The organism is Streptomyces sp. NPDC026417 (genome assembly GCF_055567695.1).
The window spans coordinates 314353-328555 of record NZ_JBVHPY010000007.1; the positions used below are offsets into that span (position 1 = coordinate 314353).

Sequence of the window (14203 nt, forward strand, 5' to 3'; positions counted from 1 at the left end):
TCTTCGGCGTCGCCTTCGGCTTCGCCTCGGCCTTGGGCTTGGGCTCGGTCTTCGGCTTGGGTGCGGCCTCGGCTTCGCCTTCGGCCTTGGTGTTCCCGCCCGCACCACCCGTGCGGGTCTCGTCGTCGGCTGCGGGTGGCCCTTGTGGGGCCTTCTCGCCGTCGGCGGCTGCCGGCTCGTCCACCTTCGCGGCGACGGGCTCGGCCTTCGGCTCCGCCTCGGCCGCCTTCGGGGCCGCCTTGGCCGCAGCCTTCGGCTCTGCCTCGGTCTTGGCTTCCGCCGTCCTGGCCGTCTTCGGGGGCGCCTTGGCTACGGACTCCGTCTTGGTTTCCGCCGTCTTGGCGGCAGCCTTCGGCTCCGCATCGGCCTTGGCCGCGGGCTTCGGCTTCGCGGCCTTGGGCTCGGCCTCAGCTGCGGGCTCCGCCTCGGCCTTCGGCTCGTTGTCGGCCTTGGCCGCAGCCTTCGGCCTGGACGCTGCTCTCGTCCTGGGCTTGGCCTTGGGCTCCTCGGCCTTGGGGGCAGGCTCGGCCTCGGGCTTGGCTTCCGCTGCCTTGGTTTCCGTCGCCTTCGGCTCGGGCTCGGGCTCTGCCGCCTTGGGCTTGGCGGGGGCCTCGGTCGCCGCCTTCGGCTCGGGCTCGGGCTCTGCCGTCTTCGGCTCCGGGGCCGCCTTGGGGGCGGGCCCGGAATCGGCTTCCGCCGGCTTCGGCGTGGTGCTTTCGGCCGTCGGCTTCGGCTCGGGGGTTTCGTCGGACTGCGAGGTCTGCCCGTCCGGGCGCGGCTTCGGGACCGTGACGTTGTCGAACGCGGCCGAGACCAGCTCGTCCACCACGGACGGCTCGGGCTCGGTCGAGGGACCGGGCACCGTCGCGGAGGGGGCGGGCTCGGTGGAGGGAGCGGGCACCTCCACGGAGGGTGCGGTCGCGTCCGGCTCGGTCGCCGGTGCCGGAACCGTCGGGGCCGTTGCCTCCCGCGAGGTCTCCGCGTCGGCGTCACGACCCTTGCGTGAGCGGCCGAACGCATTCCGCAGGAGAGTGAGAATGCCCATGTGCGCAACCCTTCGCGTGAGTTGTTCCCGTCAATCCCTGGCCAGGACGGACACGTAAGGTTAGCGGCCGAAGTCGGTGATCTTGGCCGGGGTAGGCAGTGCGGACAAGGGGTGTCCGGCACCCGGCCCGCAGCGCGCCCCGCCGGACCGCGCCGCCCGGGTCCGGTGGTCGCGGGCGCCGTCGCCGGCCGCCGCGCGCCCCGTTCCCCAACACCCGCGTGGTCAGCAGGGGTTCACTCCCGCTTCACCCCGAGTCCGCTCGTGCGCTCCGACGGGCCCCTAGCGTCACGGCGACACCAAGGGAACGCATGGGGAGAGCAAAGTGCGCAAGCTGCTGCCGTTGATCGGATCGTCCGGCTCGCATCCCGGCGGCCGGTCCGCCCTGACCTGCCGGTTCCGCTGCGGCGACGCCTGCTTCCACGAGGTGCCCAACACCAGCACGAACGTCTACGTCGGGGACGTCATCGCCGGTGCGCTCAGCCGCCGGTCGGTGATGCGGGCGGCGGCCGTCGTGACGGTCGGCACGGCGGTGGGCACGGCCGTCGCCGGTCCGGGAGCCCCGCAGGCCGCGGCGGCCACCCCGGCCGCCGCAGTCGACCCGGCCGCCGCGGCCGACCGGGGCAAGGCCGCACGCGGTCTGCGCTTCGCGCCCGTCGCCCCCAACACCACCGACGCCGTGGTCATACCCGACGGGTACCGGCAGAACGTCGTGATCCGCTGGGGCGAGCCGATCCTGCGGGGCGCTCCCGCCTTCGACCCGGAGCACCAGACGGCCGCCACCCAGGCCGGTCAGTTCGGGTACAACAACGACTTCCTCGCGCTGCTGCCGCTGCGCGGCGAGCACGGCCGGCAGTTGCTCGTCGCCAACCACGAGTACACGGACGAGGTGCTGATGTTCCGGGGGTACGACCCCGAGAACCCCACGCGCGAGCAGGTCGAGGTCGCCTGGGCGGCCCACGGCCTGTCCGCGGTCGTGGTCGAGGAGGACCGGCGGACCGGCCGCCTCACCGCCGTCACCCGTCACCACCTCAACCGCCGGGTCACCGCCACCACCGAGTTCCGGCTCACCGGCCCCGCCGCGGGCTCCGCTCTGCTGCGGACGTCTGCCGACCCGACCGGGCGCAAGGTCCTCGGCACCCTGAACAACTGCTCCGGCGGGACCACTCCCTGGGGCACCACGCTGCACGGCGAGGAGAACTTCAACCAGTACTTCGCGCACGGCGGCCGGGACACCGACAAGCGGTACGGCATCGGTACCGGGGTCACCGAGCGCAAGTGGGAGCGCTTCGACAAGCGGTTCGACATCGCCCAGGAGCCGAACGAGGTGCACCGTTTCGGCTACGTCGTCGAGTTCGACCCGTACGACCCCTCCTCCACGCCGCGCAAGCACACCGCGCTCGGCCGCTTCAAGCACGAGGCCGCCACGGTCCGCCTGACCGACGACGGCCGCCCGGTCGTCTACACGGGCGACGACGAGCGCTTCGACTACTTCTACAAGTTCGTCGGCAGCAAGCGGATGAGGAAGGGCGGCGGCAGGGCCGTCCGCGAGCACAACCTGTCCCTCCTCGACGAGGGCACGCTGTACGTCGCCCGGCTGACCGGGGACTCGCCGGCCGCCGACGTCGACGGCACCGGCACGCTGCCGTCCGACGGCGAGTTCGACGGCAGCGGTACGTGGATCCCGCTGGCCACGGCGACCGCCGGCGGCGCCGTCTCGCACGTCGAGGGCATGACGGCGGAGGAGGTCTTCGTCTTCACGCGGCTGGCCGGCGACAAGGTGGGCGCGACCAAGATGGACCGGCCGGAGGACATCCAGCCCTCCCCGCACACCGGCAAGGTGTACGTGGCGCTGACGAACAACAGCAACCGCGGCAAGAGCGGATACGCGGCGGCCGACGAGGCCAACCCGCGCAACGCCAACAAGCACGGGCACATCCTGGAGCTCACGGAGCGCCGGGGCCGGGCCGACAGCACCGGCTTCGCCTGGTCGTTGTTCCTCGTCGCGGGCGACCCGACCGATCCGGCCACCTACTTCGCGGGCTTCCCGAAGGAGCGGGTCAGCCCGATCTCTTGCCCCGACAACGTGGCGTTCGACCCGCACGGCAACCTCTGGATCTCCACGGACGGCAACCAGCTCGGCTCGCACGACGGCCTGTTCGGCGTCGCGACGCGCGGCGACCGGCGAGGTGAGCTCAAGCAGTTCCTGACCGTGCCCACCGGCGCCGAGACCTGCGGGCCGCTGGTCCAGGACCGGCGGGTGCTCGTCGCCGTCCAGCACCCGGGAGAGGTCGACGGGGCATCCGTGGAGAAGCCGGCCAGTGCCTGGCCGGACGGCCCGGGCAGGATCGTCCGCCCCGCCGTGGTCGCGGTGTGGCGCGCCGACGGCCGCGACATCGGCGTCTGAGAGACCGCCCGGGGAGGCGGTCGCGCGGGCCCGGGAGGGGGCGGGGTCCGCCCGCCCGCCGTGGCCGGCTCTCAGCGCGTGTGCGCGAAGGCCCGGTGCTCGTCCCGCTCGCGTTCCAGCCACTCCCGGTACGCCGGTGCCAGCAGTGCCGTCTCCCAGTACGCCTCCGCGAGGGCCGGATAGACCGCGTCGAGCGCCGCGTCCGTACGGGCGGCGAGCAGCAGCCGTACGCCGAGCGGGTCGCCCTCGATCCGGCGTACGGCGGCCTCGGGCCGGGACGGCGAGGTGGGCTGGCAGACCGTGACGACCTCGCCGGTCGCGACCAGGGCCGCGGCGGTGTGGTAGTCGCCGTGCAGGACGCGGGGGCTGAGGCCGGCCGCGCGCAGCATCCGGTGGACGGCATCCCACTCGCCGTCCACGGTCGGATCGACCATCCAGCGGTCGCCGGCCAGGTCGGCGAGGCGCACCAGCGGCCGGGCCGCCGCCGGGTGGTCGGCGGGCAACGAGACGAACTGCGGCTCGCGTTCGATGAGGACGCGGACGCGGAGTCCTTCCGGGACACGCAGCGGGGACCCCTCGACCTCGTGCACGAAGGCGATGTCGAGCTGGCCGTCGGCGACCATGCGGAGCAGGGCGTTCGGCGAGACGTTCATGTGCAGGATCGGCTCCTGGCGGTGTCCGCGCAGCCGGCGCAGCCAGCCCGCGAGGGCACGGCTGGCGGTGGAGCCGACGCGGAGCTGGGGACCGTCCGCGGTGGCGGCCCGCGCCTCGGCGACCAGGGAGCGCATCTCGGCCACCAGCGGGCGGGCGCGCAGCAGGACGAGACGGCCGAGCGGGGTCGGCCGGCAGCCGGTGGTCTCGCGGGTGAACAGGGCCCCGCCCAGCTCCTGTTCGATCCGGCGCAACTGGGTGCTCAACGAGGGCTGTGCCACGCCGAGCTGGCGCGCGGCGCGGTGCAGGCTGCCGGTGTCGGCTATGGCGCACAGCGCCCTCAGATGCCTCACCTCGAGGTCCATGTCCCGGGAGCCTAAAGCGGAACCAGGCATCGCACCAGATGTACAAACCGCAAGCAAATCCGGCGAGTTGGACGGGCGGAAGGGACGGCCGGAGAGGCACCGATAGCCGCGTCCTATCGCCCATTGCCATCATCACAGGCGGCGCACAGGCACTGAGACTCACCGATGACGACCTCCACCCCCCACCCGAGGAGTCATCGCATGAGAGTCTCCCTGCACCTGTCCCGCCCCCTGCTCGCGGCCGCCGTCGGCCTCGGTGTCACCGCCGCCGGCCTCGGCGCGGTCCCGGCCGCGGCGGCGCCCGCTCCCGCCCCGTACGCCGGGTACACCGGCTCGGCCGCGGAGGCGAAGGCGAACCAGGCCTTCTTCGAAGCGGTCATCAAGTCCGTGGCGGAGAAGCGCGCGGCCAACCCGCGCGCCGCGTCGGTCACCGTGGTCTACAACGCGTCCAGCGCCCCCACGTTCGCCACGCAGATAGCCCGCAGCGCCTCGATATGGAACAGCTCCGTCTCGAACGTGAAGCTCCAGTCGGGTTCGAACGCCGACTTCCGGTACTACGAGGGCAACGACTCGCGCGGCTCGTACGCCTCGACGGACGGTCACGGCAGCGGCTACATCTTCCTCGACTACGCGCAGAACCGGCAGTACAACTCCACCCGGGTGACGGCCCACGAGACCGGGCACGTGCTCGGCCTCCCGGACCACTACTCGGGTCCGTGCAGCGAGCTGATGTCGGGCGGCGGCCCCGGCACCTCGTGCACCAACGCCTACCCGAACTCGGCGGAGCGCTCCCGTGTCAACCAGCTGTGGGCGAACGGCTTCGCGAAGGCGCTGGACAAGGCGCTGAGCAAGGCCGAAGCCCGCTAGAGCCTGGCCGGGCAGGACCCGGGGCCCGTCCGGCGGATGCGGCCGGGCCGGTCCCGGGAGGTCCCGCGGGCCAGTCACCCCCCACCGGTACGGACCGCCCCTGCACGGGCGGTCCGTACCGCCGCGTTCTCCCGGTCCGGCCGCCCGCCTCCCCGCGCGTGACGTTCCCGGATGCCCTCCCGAGGACGTGCCGCACGGACCCCGTGCGGCGTCAGGGGGTGCGCGTGGTGCGGTCGCCCGTCGCGAGGGACCAGATGACGAACGCGGCGATGGCGATGGCGATGGCGATGAGCGACCAGACGGGCGCGTACGGCAGGAACATGAAGTACTCGATCATGTACAGGGCGGCCAGCGCGATGCCGACGACACGGGCCCAGGCCATGCCCTTGAGGACGCCCCAGCCGGTGACCAGGACGAGGATCCCGACGACGAGGTGGATCCAGCCCCACGTGGTGAGGCTGAACTCGTACACGTAGGAGCCGATGACCTGGTAGACGTCGTCCGTGGCGATCCCGGCGATGCCGTTGAGGATGCCGAGGACGCCGCCGACCATCATCAGGATGCCGGCGAAGACGGTGCCGCCCTCCGCCCACGACGAGTTCCTCGGCTGGGCGGCCGGGGGCGGTGACGCGGTGTGCTGGGTCATGGTGGGCCTCCTCTGGGCAGCTTCCTCGCAGCTTGGTCCCGGGGTGCTCCCCGCGCACGGCGGATGGGCCGAACGGGTGAACCGGGACGGAGCCGGGTTCAGCCGTCCAGCCGGGCCAGGAAGGCGGCCAGTGCCTCGTCGAACTCCGCAGGGCGTTCGAGGTTGGGCAGGTGGGCCGCCCCCCGCACGACGCGGAGCGTGGAGTCGGGGAGCGCGGCGTGCATCGCCTCGGCGTCCGCGACCGGGGTGTAGGTGTCGTCGGCGCCGACCACGACGAGGGCCGGGACGGTGACGCGGGTCAGCAGCTCCCGGTAGTCGGGGCGCTCCGCCCGGCCGCGCAGGGCGGCCGCCGCACCCTCGGGCCGGGTCGCCGTCATCATCCGGTGGACGTGGGCCGCGACCTCGGGGTCCGCGTACGGCGCGACCATCCTGTGCAGAACCTCGTCGGCGTACCCGCGCATTCCCTCGCTCAGGAGGCGGTCGGCCATGTCGTTGCGCGCCTTCCTGCCCTCCGCTGTCTCCGCCGCCGGGAAGGTGTCGGCGAGGACCAGCCCCCGGATGCGCCCGGGAAAGCGCCGGTAGCACTCCATGACGATCTGGCCGCCCATGGAGAGCCCGCCGAGGACGAAGTCGTCGACGCCCAGCTCGTCCAGCAGGCTCGCGATGTCGTCGGCGAAGACGCCGAGCGGGGTGATCCCGGGGACGACCGGGGAGGCACCGTAGCCGCGCAGGTCCGGGGCGATCACCCGGCGGGCCGGTGAGAACGCGTCGAGTTGCGGATTCCACATCGTGCGGTCGAAGGGGTGGCCGTGGACCAGGACAAGGGGCGGCCGGGAGGGATCGGTGCCTTTGTCCTCGTATGCGAGGAAGGGTGCCATGGGTCCGACCTTAGGGTTCCCCAACTCCTCGGTGCAATAAGATCTTTGCTCTCGGTGCAATGCGGGAAGGTGCGTGCCATGGGGGACTACCGGAGGATCGCGGACCTGATCGCGGAGGACATCGCCGCCGGTCGGCTCCGGCCCGGTGAACGGCTGCCCACCCAGCGGGCCTTCGCGCGCCGGCGCCGGATCGCCGCGTCGACAGCGGGGCGGGTGTACGGCGAACTCGTGCGACGCGGTCTCGTGGTCGGCGAGGTCGGGCGCGGCACGTTCGTGCGGGCGGCGCCCACGCCCTCGGGCCGCGCGCTGGCCGAGCCCGCGACCGCCGCACCGGTCAACCTGGAGCTCAACTACCCGTCCACCCCCGGCCAGTCGGAGCTGCTGGCGGCGGGCCTCGCGCCGCTGCTGCACCCCGACGTGCTGGCGGAGTCCCTGCGCCCGGCGCCCGCGGCCGGTACGGCGGCGGCCCGCGAGGCCGCCGCCGCCCTCCTCGCCACCCGGAACTGGCGCCCCGCGCCCGCCCGTCTCCTCTTCGCCGGCAACGCCCGGCAGGCGGTCGCCGGGGCTCTGGCCTCCCTGGTGCGCCCGGGCGGTCGCGTCGGCGTCGAATCCCTGACGTATCCGCTGGTCAAGGAGATCGCCGCCCGGCTGGGCCTGGTGCTGGTGCCGCTGGCCATGGACGCCGAGGGGCTGCGTCCGGACGCACTGGCCGCCGCCCACCGCACCGCTCCGCTCTCCGCCCTCTACGTCCAGCCGACCCTGCACAACCCGACCTCGCTGACCATGGGGCCCAGGCGGCGCGCCGAAATCGGGGCCACGGTCAGGCAGTTGGGCCTGCCGGTGGTCGAGGACCGCATCTGGTCCTTCCTCCACCAGGGGGACGAGCCGCTCGCCGCGTACGCCCCGGAGCGCACCCATGTCGTCGACGGACTCTCCAAGCGGGTCGCGCCCGGGCTCACGGCCGGGTTCCTCGTCGTGCCCGAAGGGCGGCAGGAGACGGTGGCGCAGGCGCTGCGCTCGGGCGGCTGGACGGCGGGACGGTTCGCGCTGGAGGCCGCCGTGCGGTGGGCGGGCGACGGCACGGTGGACCGGCTGGTGGCCGACCGCCGCGCGGACGCGGCACGGCGGCAGCGGCTGGTCGCCCGGCACCTCGACGGCTTCACCGTGCGGTCGGATCCGCGGGCGTACTACGTCTGGTGGCAGCTTCCGGCGCCCTGGCGCGCGGACACCTTCACGGCGGCGGCCGCACGCCACGGCATCGCCGTCACACCGGGGCCGTCCTTCCATGTCACCGGGGCCGGCCGGTCCGGGCCGCCCGACGGGCGGACGGCCGTCCCGCAGGTCGCCACGGCCGCGGACGCGGTCAGGCTCGGACTTGCGTCGGTGGCTCCGCCGGAACTGGCACGGGCCCTGCGGACCCTCGCCGGCGTCGCGCGATCCGCTCCGTGAGCAGCGCGCCCGCCGTCAGTACGATGCCCAGCCCCAACAGCACCCAGGAGACCGTGCGCAGGGTGCTCGTGAGGGTGTCGTAGACGGCGCCCACCGCCGCGTGGGACACGTCGGAGGGCAGCCCCGACAGGGTCATCCGGCGCCCCACGGTGATGGCGACGCCGAGCAGCGCCGCCCCGACCGCCGTGCCGAGCCCGGTGGCCACCACCGCCCGCCGCCGGCACACCGCTACCAGCACCCCCGACACCGCGAGCGTGACGGTCGCGGCCGGGAGCCAGAAACCGGCGATCTCCAGCACGTGGAACCCCTTCCTCAACCGGCCCAGGTCGGCGGCCCGCAGCACGGTGAGCTCGGTGTGCGCGACCGGGATGCGGTGCGCGAACGGCACGTGGTCGTCGATGAGTTGACGCCTGACCTGGGCGGCGACGGGTCCGACGTCGAGCGTGACGGTCCGTTCGCCGTCGTCGCGCAGGGCCCGCATGACGGCGTCGTACGCGGCCTGGTTGGCGGTGTCCCACGCCACGTGGAAGGCGGGCGTCTGCGTGAAGGACCGCACGGCCGCGTGCACGAAGGAGCGCACGGGGCGGCGCAGCCGCGGCGCCACCTCGATCTCGCGCATGATGCCGTCCGTGGTGGCCGAGGCGATCGCGTCGCGGATCGCCGGATCGGCCGCGAGCCGTGCCGTCGTGGCCTCGTAGCGGCCGCTGTCGCCGATCTCGTACATCGCCCACGACGCGAGGGCACCGGCCGGTGCGAGCAGGCAGGCGAGGGTGATCAGCACGGCCGACAGGGCGCTCCGGACACGTTGGGACACCCCGTCAGGACAGTCCCCGGGGGCCGCTCGTGCGAGTGGTTTGGGGTCATATGGGTGCATATGACAAGCCCTTCGGGGGAGGCGGGGCCCTTCCGCGCCGGAGCACCCGCGAAAACCCCGTGATTCCGGGCTCCGGTGGAGGGCTCCCCCGAACGGGTGTTACCTGGTTCTGGGGAAAGGAGGCCGATCATGCGCACCACCCCGGCCCTGCGGACCTGTGCCGTGGCCCTGTTCACCGGCGGTGTCCTCACCGTCGCGGTGGCGGGCACCTCAGCGGCGGCGGTCCCGTCGACCCAGTCGGCATCGCACAGAAGCGGCTCGGACGGTCCCGTGTGGGGCACCGTCGTCTCGAGCGGCGACATGAACCTCAGACAGCTGCCCACCAGTTCCTCGGCCCTCGTCGGCAAGCTCCCGCCCGGGAGCGAGGACCGCGTGCAGTGCGCGGTGAAGGGACAGACCGTCCTCGGCAACCCGTACTGGTTCTGGCTCGCGGGAGCCCGGGCCTGGGCGAGCGCCGCCTTCGTCGACATCGGCGACCGGGGAGTGCCGAGTTGCTCCGACCCCTGCCCCGGCTGGAAGGACCGCTCCCACGACACGTCGTGGAACTGCGACCCCGCGGCCGACCCCTCGGACGACAGGCACGCCTCGGGCTCCGGCTACTGGAGCTTCAGCGCCTCGGGCTCCTGGAGCTGGAGCGTCACGGTCTCCTCGTCCGGCTCCTTCGAATGGAGCACGGGAGGCAGCTGACCGGCGCCGAGTGCGCGGGACGCACCACCCCGCACGACCGGCAGGCCCCGGCACACACGCCGGGGCCTGCCGCTCACGCTCCTTCCCGGAGCGTCGGCAGTCAGCGCGGATCGGGGCGGCCCTCCGCGTCCTCGTGCGTGTAGTAGCGGTAGAACAGCGCGACGTAGACGCCCGCCGCGACCGCCAGGGCCATCAACACCGACCAGAGAACGGTGGAGTGGGACTGGCTGTGCAGGAAACCCAGCGCGATGCCGGCGAACGCGGCCCACGACAGCGCGTGCAGCTCCCGCCGCAACCGGGGCGCCAGGATGCGGATGGCGGTCCAGGCCGCCATGAACGCGATCGCGCACACGAAACCGAAGAGCACGTTCCAGCCGGTGACGGCACCGGCGTCGCGCCTGATCTGCGCGGCCCAGAACCCGTAGACCAGACCGAGCACGACGGGGACCACGACCAGGTGGGCGCCCGCCCCGAAGATGTCCGGCCGGCCGGACGTGCGGGTACCGCCGGGAGTCCGTCGGGTGCTTCCCGGCGTGCGTGGTGTTCCTGACGCGGGTGCCGCTTGAGCCATGGGAACACTCCTCTCTTTCCTCGCCCCCGACTTCCAGGGCACACCTCGCACAGGGGCCTGGCAAGTCGGGATGCGGCCCTTGCGGCACCGTGTTTCGCTGAGCCTCATGAAGCTCGTACTCTTCGGCGCGACAGGCATGGTCGGCAGCCGCATCGCGACGGAGGCGTCGGCGCGCGGCCACCACGTCACGGCCGTGAGCCGGTCCGGGCAGTCCCCGATCCCCGGGGTGACGGCCACCGCCGCCGACGCGGCCGACCCGGCGAAGGTCGCCGCCCTGGCCGCGGGCGCCGACGCGGTGGCCTCGGCGTGCGTGCCCCCGCGGGACGGCTCGGACCCGCGCGGGCCCTTCCTCGCCATCAACGAGTCCCTGGTGCGGGGCACCCGCGAGGCCGGGGTCGAGCGACTGGTGGTCGTCGGAGGTTCCGGCAGCCTGGAGGTCGTCCCCGGCCAGGCTCTCCTGGACCGGCCCGGCTTCCCCGACGCCGCCCGCCCCGAGGCCCTCGCCCACCGTGACGCGCTCGCCTTCTACCGCACCGTCGACGACCTCGACTGGACCTGTGTCTCCCCGGCCGCCGACATCGCGCCCGGCGCGCGCACCGGCCACTACCGCGTCGGCGGCGACGAACTGCTCACCGACGCGCACGGCAACAGCCGGATCAGCGCCGAGGACTACGCACTCGCCTTCGTCGACGAACTGGAGCGGCACGCGCACCCCCGTAGCCGGATCTCGGTCGCGTACTGACGAGGCGGGTGCGACAGGGTGAGCGGCCGGGGCGGTACGGGGGAGCCCGGCGGGTGGCAGGATCCGGCGCCGGACCGCCGTACCGTGCTCGACCGGCTGCCCCGGGCCGGCCGCGAGCCGGACCCGGCCGCCCGGCAGCGCCTCCTGCGGATCCACGGCCGCAGCGTCGCCTGGGTCCCGCCGCTGCTGCTGCTCCTCGGCATCGGGGTGCTCGACTGGAACACCTCCGGCGAGTTCCGGATCATCTCCTGGATCGTGCTGGTCCCCGGCATCGCCGCGGCGATCTGCGGGGTGTGGGGCACCGCGGTCTTCGCCCTGCTCGCGGTGGCCACCTACGTCGTCGTCGACACGTCCTGGCCGCACCAGTACCAGACCGGGCTGCCGGACTTCATCCTCGTCGCCGCGGGCGGGGTGCTGGCCACGCTGGCCTGCGCGGTGCGGGTGCGCGGCGAGCGGCGCATGGTGCACATGCGGGACATCGCGGAGACCACCCGGCGCACGGTGCTGCGTCCGCTGCCGCCGGGCTTCGGCGGCCTGGAGCACGCGGCGGTCTACCTGTCGGCGGACGCCGAGGCCCGCGTCGGCGGCGACTTCTACGACATCCAGCCGGGCCCCTCGGGCACCCGGGTCCTGCTCGGGGACGTGCAGGGCAAGGGCCTCGGCGCGGTGGAGACGGCGTCCGCGCTGCTCGGCACGTTCCGTGAGGCGGCGTACCACGAACCCGCCCTCGGCACCGTCGCCGCGCGCCTGGAAGTACGGATGCTGCGGCACGTCCGCTACTGCGACGCGGTCGGCCAGGCCGACGGAGACCGCTTCGCCACCGCCGTCCTGGTCGGCTTCACCGAGGCCGCGCCGCAGGAGGTGGAGGTCGTCAACTTCGGCCACGACCCGCCGCTGGTGGTCTCCCCCGGCGGGGTGCGCTCCCTGCCACCGGGTGACGGACTGCCCATCGGGCTGGGCGAGTTGGGGGAGGGCCTGCCGCCGGTGCTGCGGGTGCCGCTGGCTCCGGGCGAGACGCTGCTGCTGGTCACCGACGGGGTGACGGAGGCGCGTGACGGCGCGGGGGTCTTCTTCCCGCTGCGGGACGAGGTCGCCGCCGCCGTGGCCGCCGACCCGCGCACCGCCGAGCCCCGGCGGCTCGTCCGGCTGGTCCGCGACGGCACGCTGCGGCACAGCGGCGGCCGCCTGGAGGACGACACGACGATCTTCGCCGTCCGCCGGCCGGCGCCGGTCACCAACCCGTCAGCAGCAGGTGGTTGACGAGCAGCGCGAGGGCGGCCTGCGCGGCCAGCCAGCCGCGGGGACCCGTCAGGAAGGCGCCCGCGGCGGGCAGCCAGACCGCGAACGGCAGCCAGATCCGCTCGGTCTCCGCCTTGCTCATCCCCGACAGGTCGGCGACGAGCAGCGCGAGCAGTGCCGCCAGCACGAGCAGCGCGAGCCGCTGCTCGCCGCCGGTCCGCGGATCCCCGGCGAACCACCGCCGGCCGGCCGCCCGTCCCCGGCCGCCCGAGCCCGCCCGCCCGTCGTCCCCCGGCCCCGGGACCACCGGAGCCCCCGTCCCACCGACGCCGCTGCCGGCCGGGGCGGTACGGCGGGGGGCGACCCCCTCGGGGGCGTCCTCACCCGTCCCGGTTCCGGCGAGGAGCGGCCCGCGGTGGGCTGCCTCGCCGGGGGCGGCTCCGTCCGGGACGGTCCTGCTCGGGGCCGGACCACCGGGGGCACTCCCCTCCGGGGCGGCCCCGGCCCGGCCGGCACCGGCGGCGACCGGGTCGGCGCCCCTCGGCGCGCTTCCCGCCGGGGCCGCGGCGCGGGCGCCGGACCAGGCGGCGCGGGCGAGAGCCCCGGCCCGGACGGCGGACCGGCGCAGGCCCGCCACCGTGGCCGGGCCCACCACCAGTACCGTGCACGCGAGGTTCGCCCAGACCCAGTAGCGGTACGGCCGGATGCCGCCCGCCCCCTGGTAGTAGCGCCGGACCAGCAGGCGGTACGCCTCCCACCAGTCGAAGCCCAGCAGTGTGAACACCAGCGGCACGACGGCGGCCCCCGCCGCCAGGAACGGCAGGACGCGCACCCGCTCCCGGCCGAGCAGCAGCACCGCGCCGGCGATCACCGCGATCAGCATCAGCCCGTACGAGAGGTAGCCGGCGAGCCCGAGGAGGAGGCCGGAACCCAGGGCCGCGGTCCTCGGCCGTCGCCCGGTGACCGCGAGCGCCAGCAGCGCCAGGGCCCAGGCCGCCACCGCCGCGAAGTACCCGTCGGCGGACACCCCCGCCCACACCGCGGCCGGCGCCAGGACGAGGAACGGAGCCGCCCGCCGCGCCAGGGTCTCCCCGGCCAGCGCACGGACGGTGACCAGCACGGCCACGCACGCCGTCGCGCCGACGGTGATGCACCAGACCCCGGCCCACGCACCGCCGCCGAGCCCGATCCGGTCCAGCCAGACGAAGGTGAGGGTCGCCGCCGGGGGATGCCCGGCCACGTGCGGCGGCCAGTGGCCGGGGGAGTCCAGCAGGATGTGCCGGGTGAAGTCCCGCAGGGTGTGCGGGATGTCGGCGAAGCGGTCGACGACCCGCAGGTACTCGTACGAGGTCGTCAGACGGCGGGCGATGCCCCGCTGCCAGCCGTCGACGAGCGCGAGCGAGAACGTCCACGCCGTCGCCGTGCCCCACGCGGCTCCGAGCAGCGCCCGCCACGGCAGCCGGGCGGCGAGCCGCGGCCCGTACGCGACGACGCCGACGGCCACCGCGAGGGCGGCCGGGGTGCCGGGCCCGAGGTGCGGCTCCGCGTACGCGTACAGCGGCGGCCAGCCCACATGGAGGGTGCCGTCGGCGCGCTCGACGGCGGCACCGACCAGCACGGCCGCCACGACGAGCAGGGCCGCCGCCAGTACGGCCGCCAGATCACGGAGAAGTTCACGGGTCACACCCGCACGCTAGGCGGGCGGACCCCGCACCGGGCTCCGCCCCGCGCCGACGTCAGCGTTTCGTCACCGGTTCAAGCCCCGGCAACGGGCGTCCGCCGTCC

At 74.4% G+C, this 14203-nt stretch carries 12 protein-coding genes and 1 pseudogene; 6 read left to right on the forward strand and 7 right to left on the reverse strand.

Going from position 1 to position 14203, the window contains the following annotated elements:
• A pseudogene (locus ACZ4NT_RS14425) lies at nucleotides 1–1045 on the reverse strand (VWA domain-containing protein); the annotation flags it as partial.
• A 322-nt stretch (nucleotides 1046–1367) separates the two neighbouring features.
• Here ACZ4NT_RS14425 and ACZ4NT_RS14430 point away from each other — a divergent pair.
• Nucleotides 1368–3449, forward strand: a complete 2082-nt coding sequence (locus ACZ4NT_RS14430; protein WP_467725434.1) for a PhoX family protein — start codon at nucleotides 1368–1370, stop codon at nucleotides 3447–3449.
• Nucleotides 3450–3520: 71 nt separating this feature from the next.
• Here the strand turns inward: ACZ4NT_RS14430 and ACZ4NT_RS14435 are convergent, their stop codons facing one another.
• On the reverse strand, nucleotides 3521–4465 hold the full coding sequence (locus ACZ4NT_RS14435) for a LysR family transcriptional regulator (protein ID WP_121405089.1): 945 nt from the start codon (nucleotides 4463–4465) through the stop codon (nucleotides 3521–3523).
• A 201-nt stretch (nucleotides 4466–4666) separates the two neighbouring features.
• On the opposite strand from ACZ4NT_RS14435, the gene snpA reads away from it, so the two are divergent.
• Entirely contained in the window at nucleotides 4667–5332 is a 666-nt protein-coding gene (gene snpA / locus ACZ4NT_RS14440) for a snapalysin (RefSeq protein ID WP_121405090.1), read from the forward strand.
• A 211-nt stretch (nucleotides 5333–5543) separates the two neighbouring features.
• On the opposite strand, the gene ACZ4NT_RS14445 is transcribed toward snpA, so the two are convergent.
• The gene (locus tag ACZ4NT_RS14445) at nucleotides 5544–5978 is read right to left on the reverse strand and encodes a DUF7144 family membrane protein (RefSeq protein WP_467725437.1); all 435 of its coding nucleotides are present in this window, start codon (nucleotides 5976–5978) and stop codon (nucleotides 5544–5546) included.
• Nucleotides 5979–6076: 98 nt separating this feature from the next.
• On the reverse strand, nucleotides 6077–6856 hold the full coding sequence (locus ACZ4NT_RS14450; protein WP_467725438.1) for an alpha/beta fold hydrolase: 780 nt from the start codon (nucleotides 6854–6856) through the stop codon (nucleotides 6077–6079).
• Nucleotides 6857–6934: 78 nt separating this feature from the next.
• Between ACZ4NT_RS14450 and ACZ4NT_RS14455 the strand changes: the two genes are divergently transcribed.
• Complete coding sequence (locus ACZ4NT_RS14455; RefSeq protein WP_467725440.1) at nucleotides 6935–8305, forward strand: aminotransferase-like domain-containing protein; 1371 nt, start codon at nucleotides 6935–6937, stop codon at nucleotides 8303–8305.
• Here the strand turns inward: ACZ4NT_RS14455 and ACZ4NT_RS14460 are convergent.
• The gene (locus ACZ4NT_RS14460; protein WP_121405094.1) at nucleotides 8220–9119 is read right to left on the reverse strand and encodes a hypothetical protein; all 900 of its coding nucleotides are present in this window, start codon (nucleotides 9117–9119) and stop codon (nucleotides 8220–8222) included. The two genes, ACZ4NT_RS14455 and ACZ4NT_RS14460, sit on opposite strands and share 86 nt — an antisense overlap.
• 189 nt (nucleotides 9120–9308) lie before the next feature.
• Between ACZ4NT_RS14460 and ACZ4NT_RS14465 the strand changes: the two genes are divergently transcribed.
• Nucleotides 9309–9866: an SH3 domain-containing protein gene (locus ACZ4NT_RS14465; RefSeq protein ID WP_121405095.1), complete on the forward strand. Its 558-nt coding sequence runs from the start codon at nucleotides 9309–9311 to the stop codon at nucleotides 9864–9866.
• 100 nt (nucleotides 9867–9966) lie between these two features.
• Here the strand turns inward: ACZ4NT_RS14465 and ACZ4NT_RS14470 are convergent, their stop codons facing one another.
• Nucleotides 9967–10437, reverse strand: coding sequence for a hypothetical protein (locus ACZ4NT_RS14470; protein ID WP_121405096.1), 471 nt, complete (start codon nucleotides 10435–10437; stop codon nucleotides 9967–9969).
• 106 nt (nucleotides 10438–10543) lie between these two features.
• Here ACZ4NT_RS14470 and ACZ4NT_RS14475 point away from each other — a divergent pair, with 106 nt between their 5' ends.
• Both ACZ4NT_RS14475 and ACZ4NT_RS14480 read left to right on the forward strand, forming a co-directional pair.
• Nucleotides 10544–11179 (forward strand): NAD(P)H-binding protein, encoded by a 636-nt coding sequence (locus ACZ4NT_RS14475; RefSeq protein WP_121405097.1) that lies wholly within the window; start codon nucleotides 10544–10546, stop codon nucleotides 11177–11179.
• A gap of 96 nt (nucleotides 11180–11275) precedes the next feature.
• Entirely contained in the window at nucleotides 11276–12439 is a 1164-nt protein-coding gene (locus tag ACZ4NT_RS14480) for a PP2C family protein-serine/threonine phosphatase (protein WP_121406331.1), read from the forward strand.
• Here the strand turns inward: ACZ4NT_RS14480 and ACZ4NT_RS14485 are convergent.
• A complete protein-coding gene (locus ACZ4NT_RS14485) occupies nucleotides 12411–14102 on the reverse strand; it encodes a hypothetical protein (RefSeq protein WP_121405098.1) in 1692 nt (563 codons plus the stop codon). The two genes, ACZ4NT_RS14480 and ACZ4NT_RS14485, sit on opposite strands and share 29 nt — an antisense overlap.
• Nucleotides 14103–14203 lie beyond the last annotated feature (101 nt).

Excerpts from the sequence above, each read along its gene's own strand:
- ACZ4NT_RS14435 (WP_121405089.1), bottom strand. The coding sequence starts at position 4,465 with ATGGACCTCGAGGTGAGGCATCTGAGGGCGCTGTGCGCCATAGCCGAC.
- snpA (WP_121405090.1), top strand. The coding sequence starts at position 4,667 with ATGAGAGTCTCCCTGCACCTGTCCCGCCCCCTGCTCGCGGCCGCCGTC.
- ACZ4NT_RS14445 (WP_467725437.1), bottom strand. The coding sequence starts at position 5,978 with ATGACCCAGCACACCGCGTCACCGCCCCCGGCCGCCCAGCCGAGGAAC.
- ACZ4NT_RS14450 (WP_467725438.1), bottom strand. The coding sequence starts at position 6,856 with ATGGCACCCTTCCTCGCATACGAGGACAAAGGCACCGATCCCTCCCGG.
- ACZ4NT_RS14455 (WP_467725440.1), top strand. The coding sequence starts at position 6,935 with ATGGGGGACTACCGGAGGATCGCGGACCTGATCGCGGAGGACATCGCC.
- ACZ4NT_RS14465 (WP_121405095.1), top strand. The coding sequence starts at position 9,309 with ATGCGCACCACCCCGGCCCTGCGGACCTGTGCCGTGGCCCTGTTCACC.
- ACZ4NT_RS14470 (WP_121405096.1), bottom strand. The coding sequence starts at position 10,437 with ATGGCTCAAGCGGCACCCGCGTCAGGAACACCACGCACGCCGGGAAGC.
- ACZ4NT_RS14475 (WP_121405097.1), top strand. The coding sequence starts at position 10,544 with ATGAAGCTCGTACTCTTCGGCGCGACAGGCATGGTCGGCAGCCGCATC.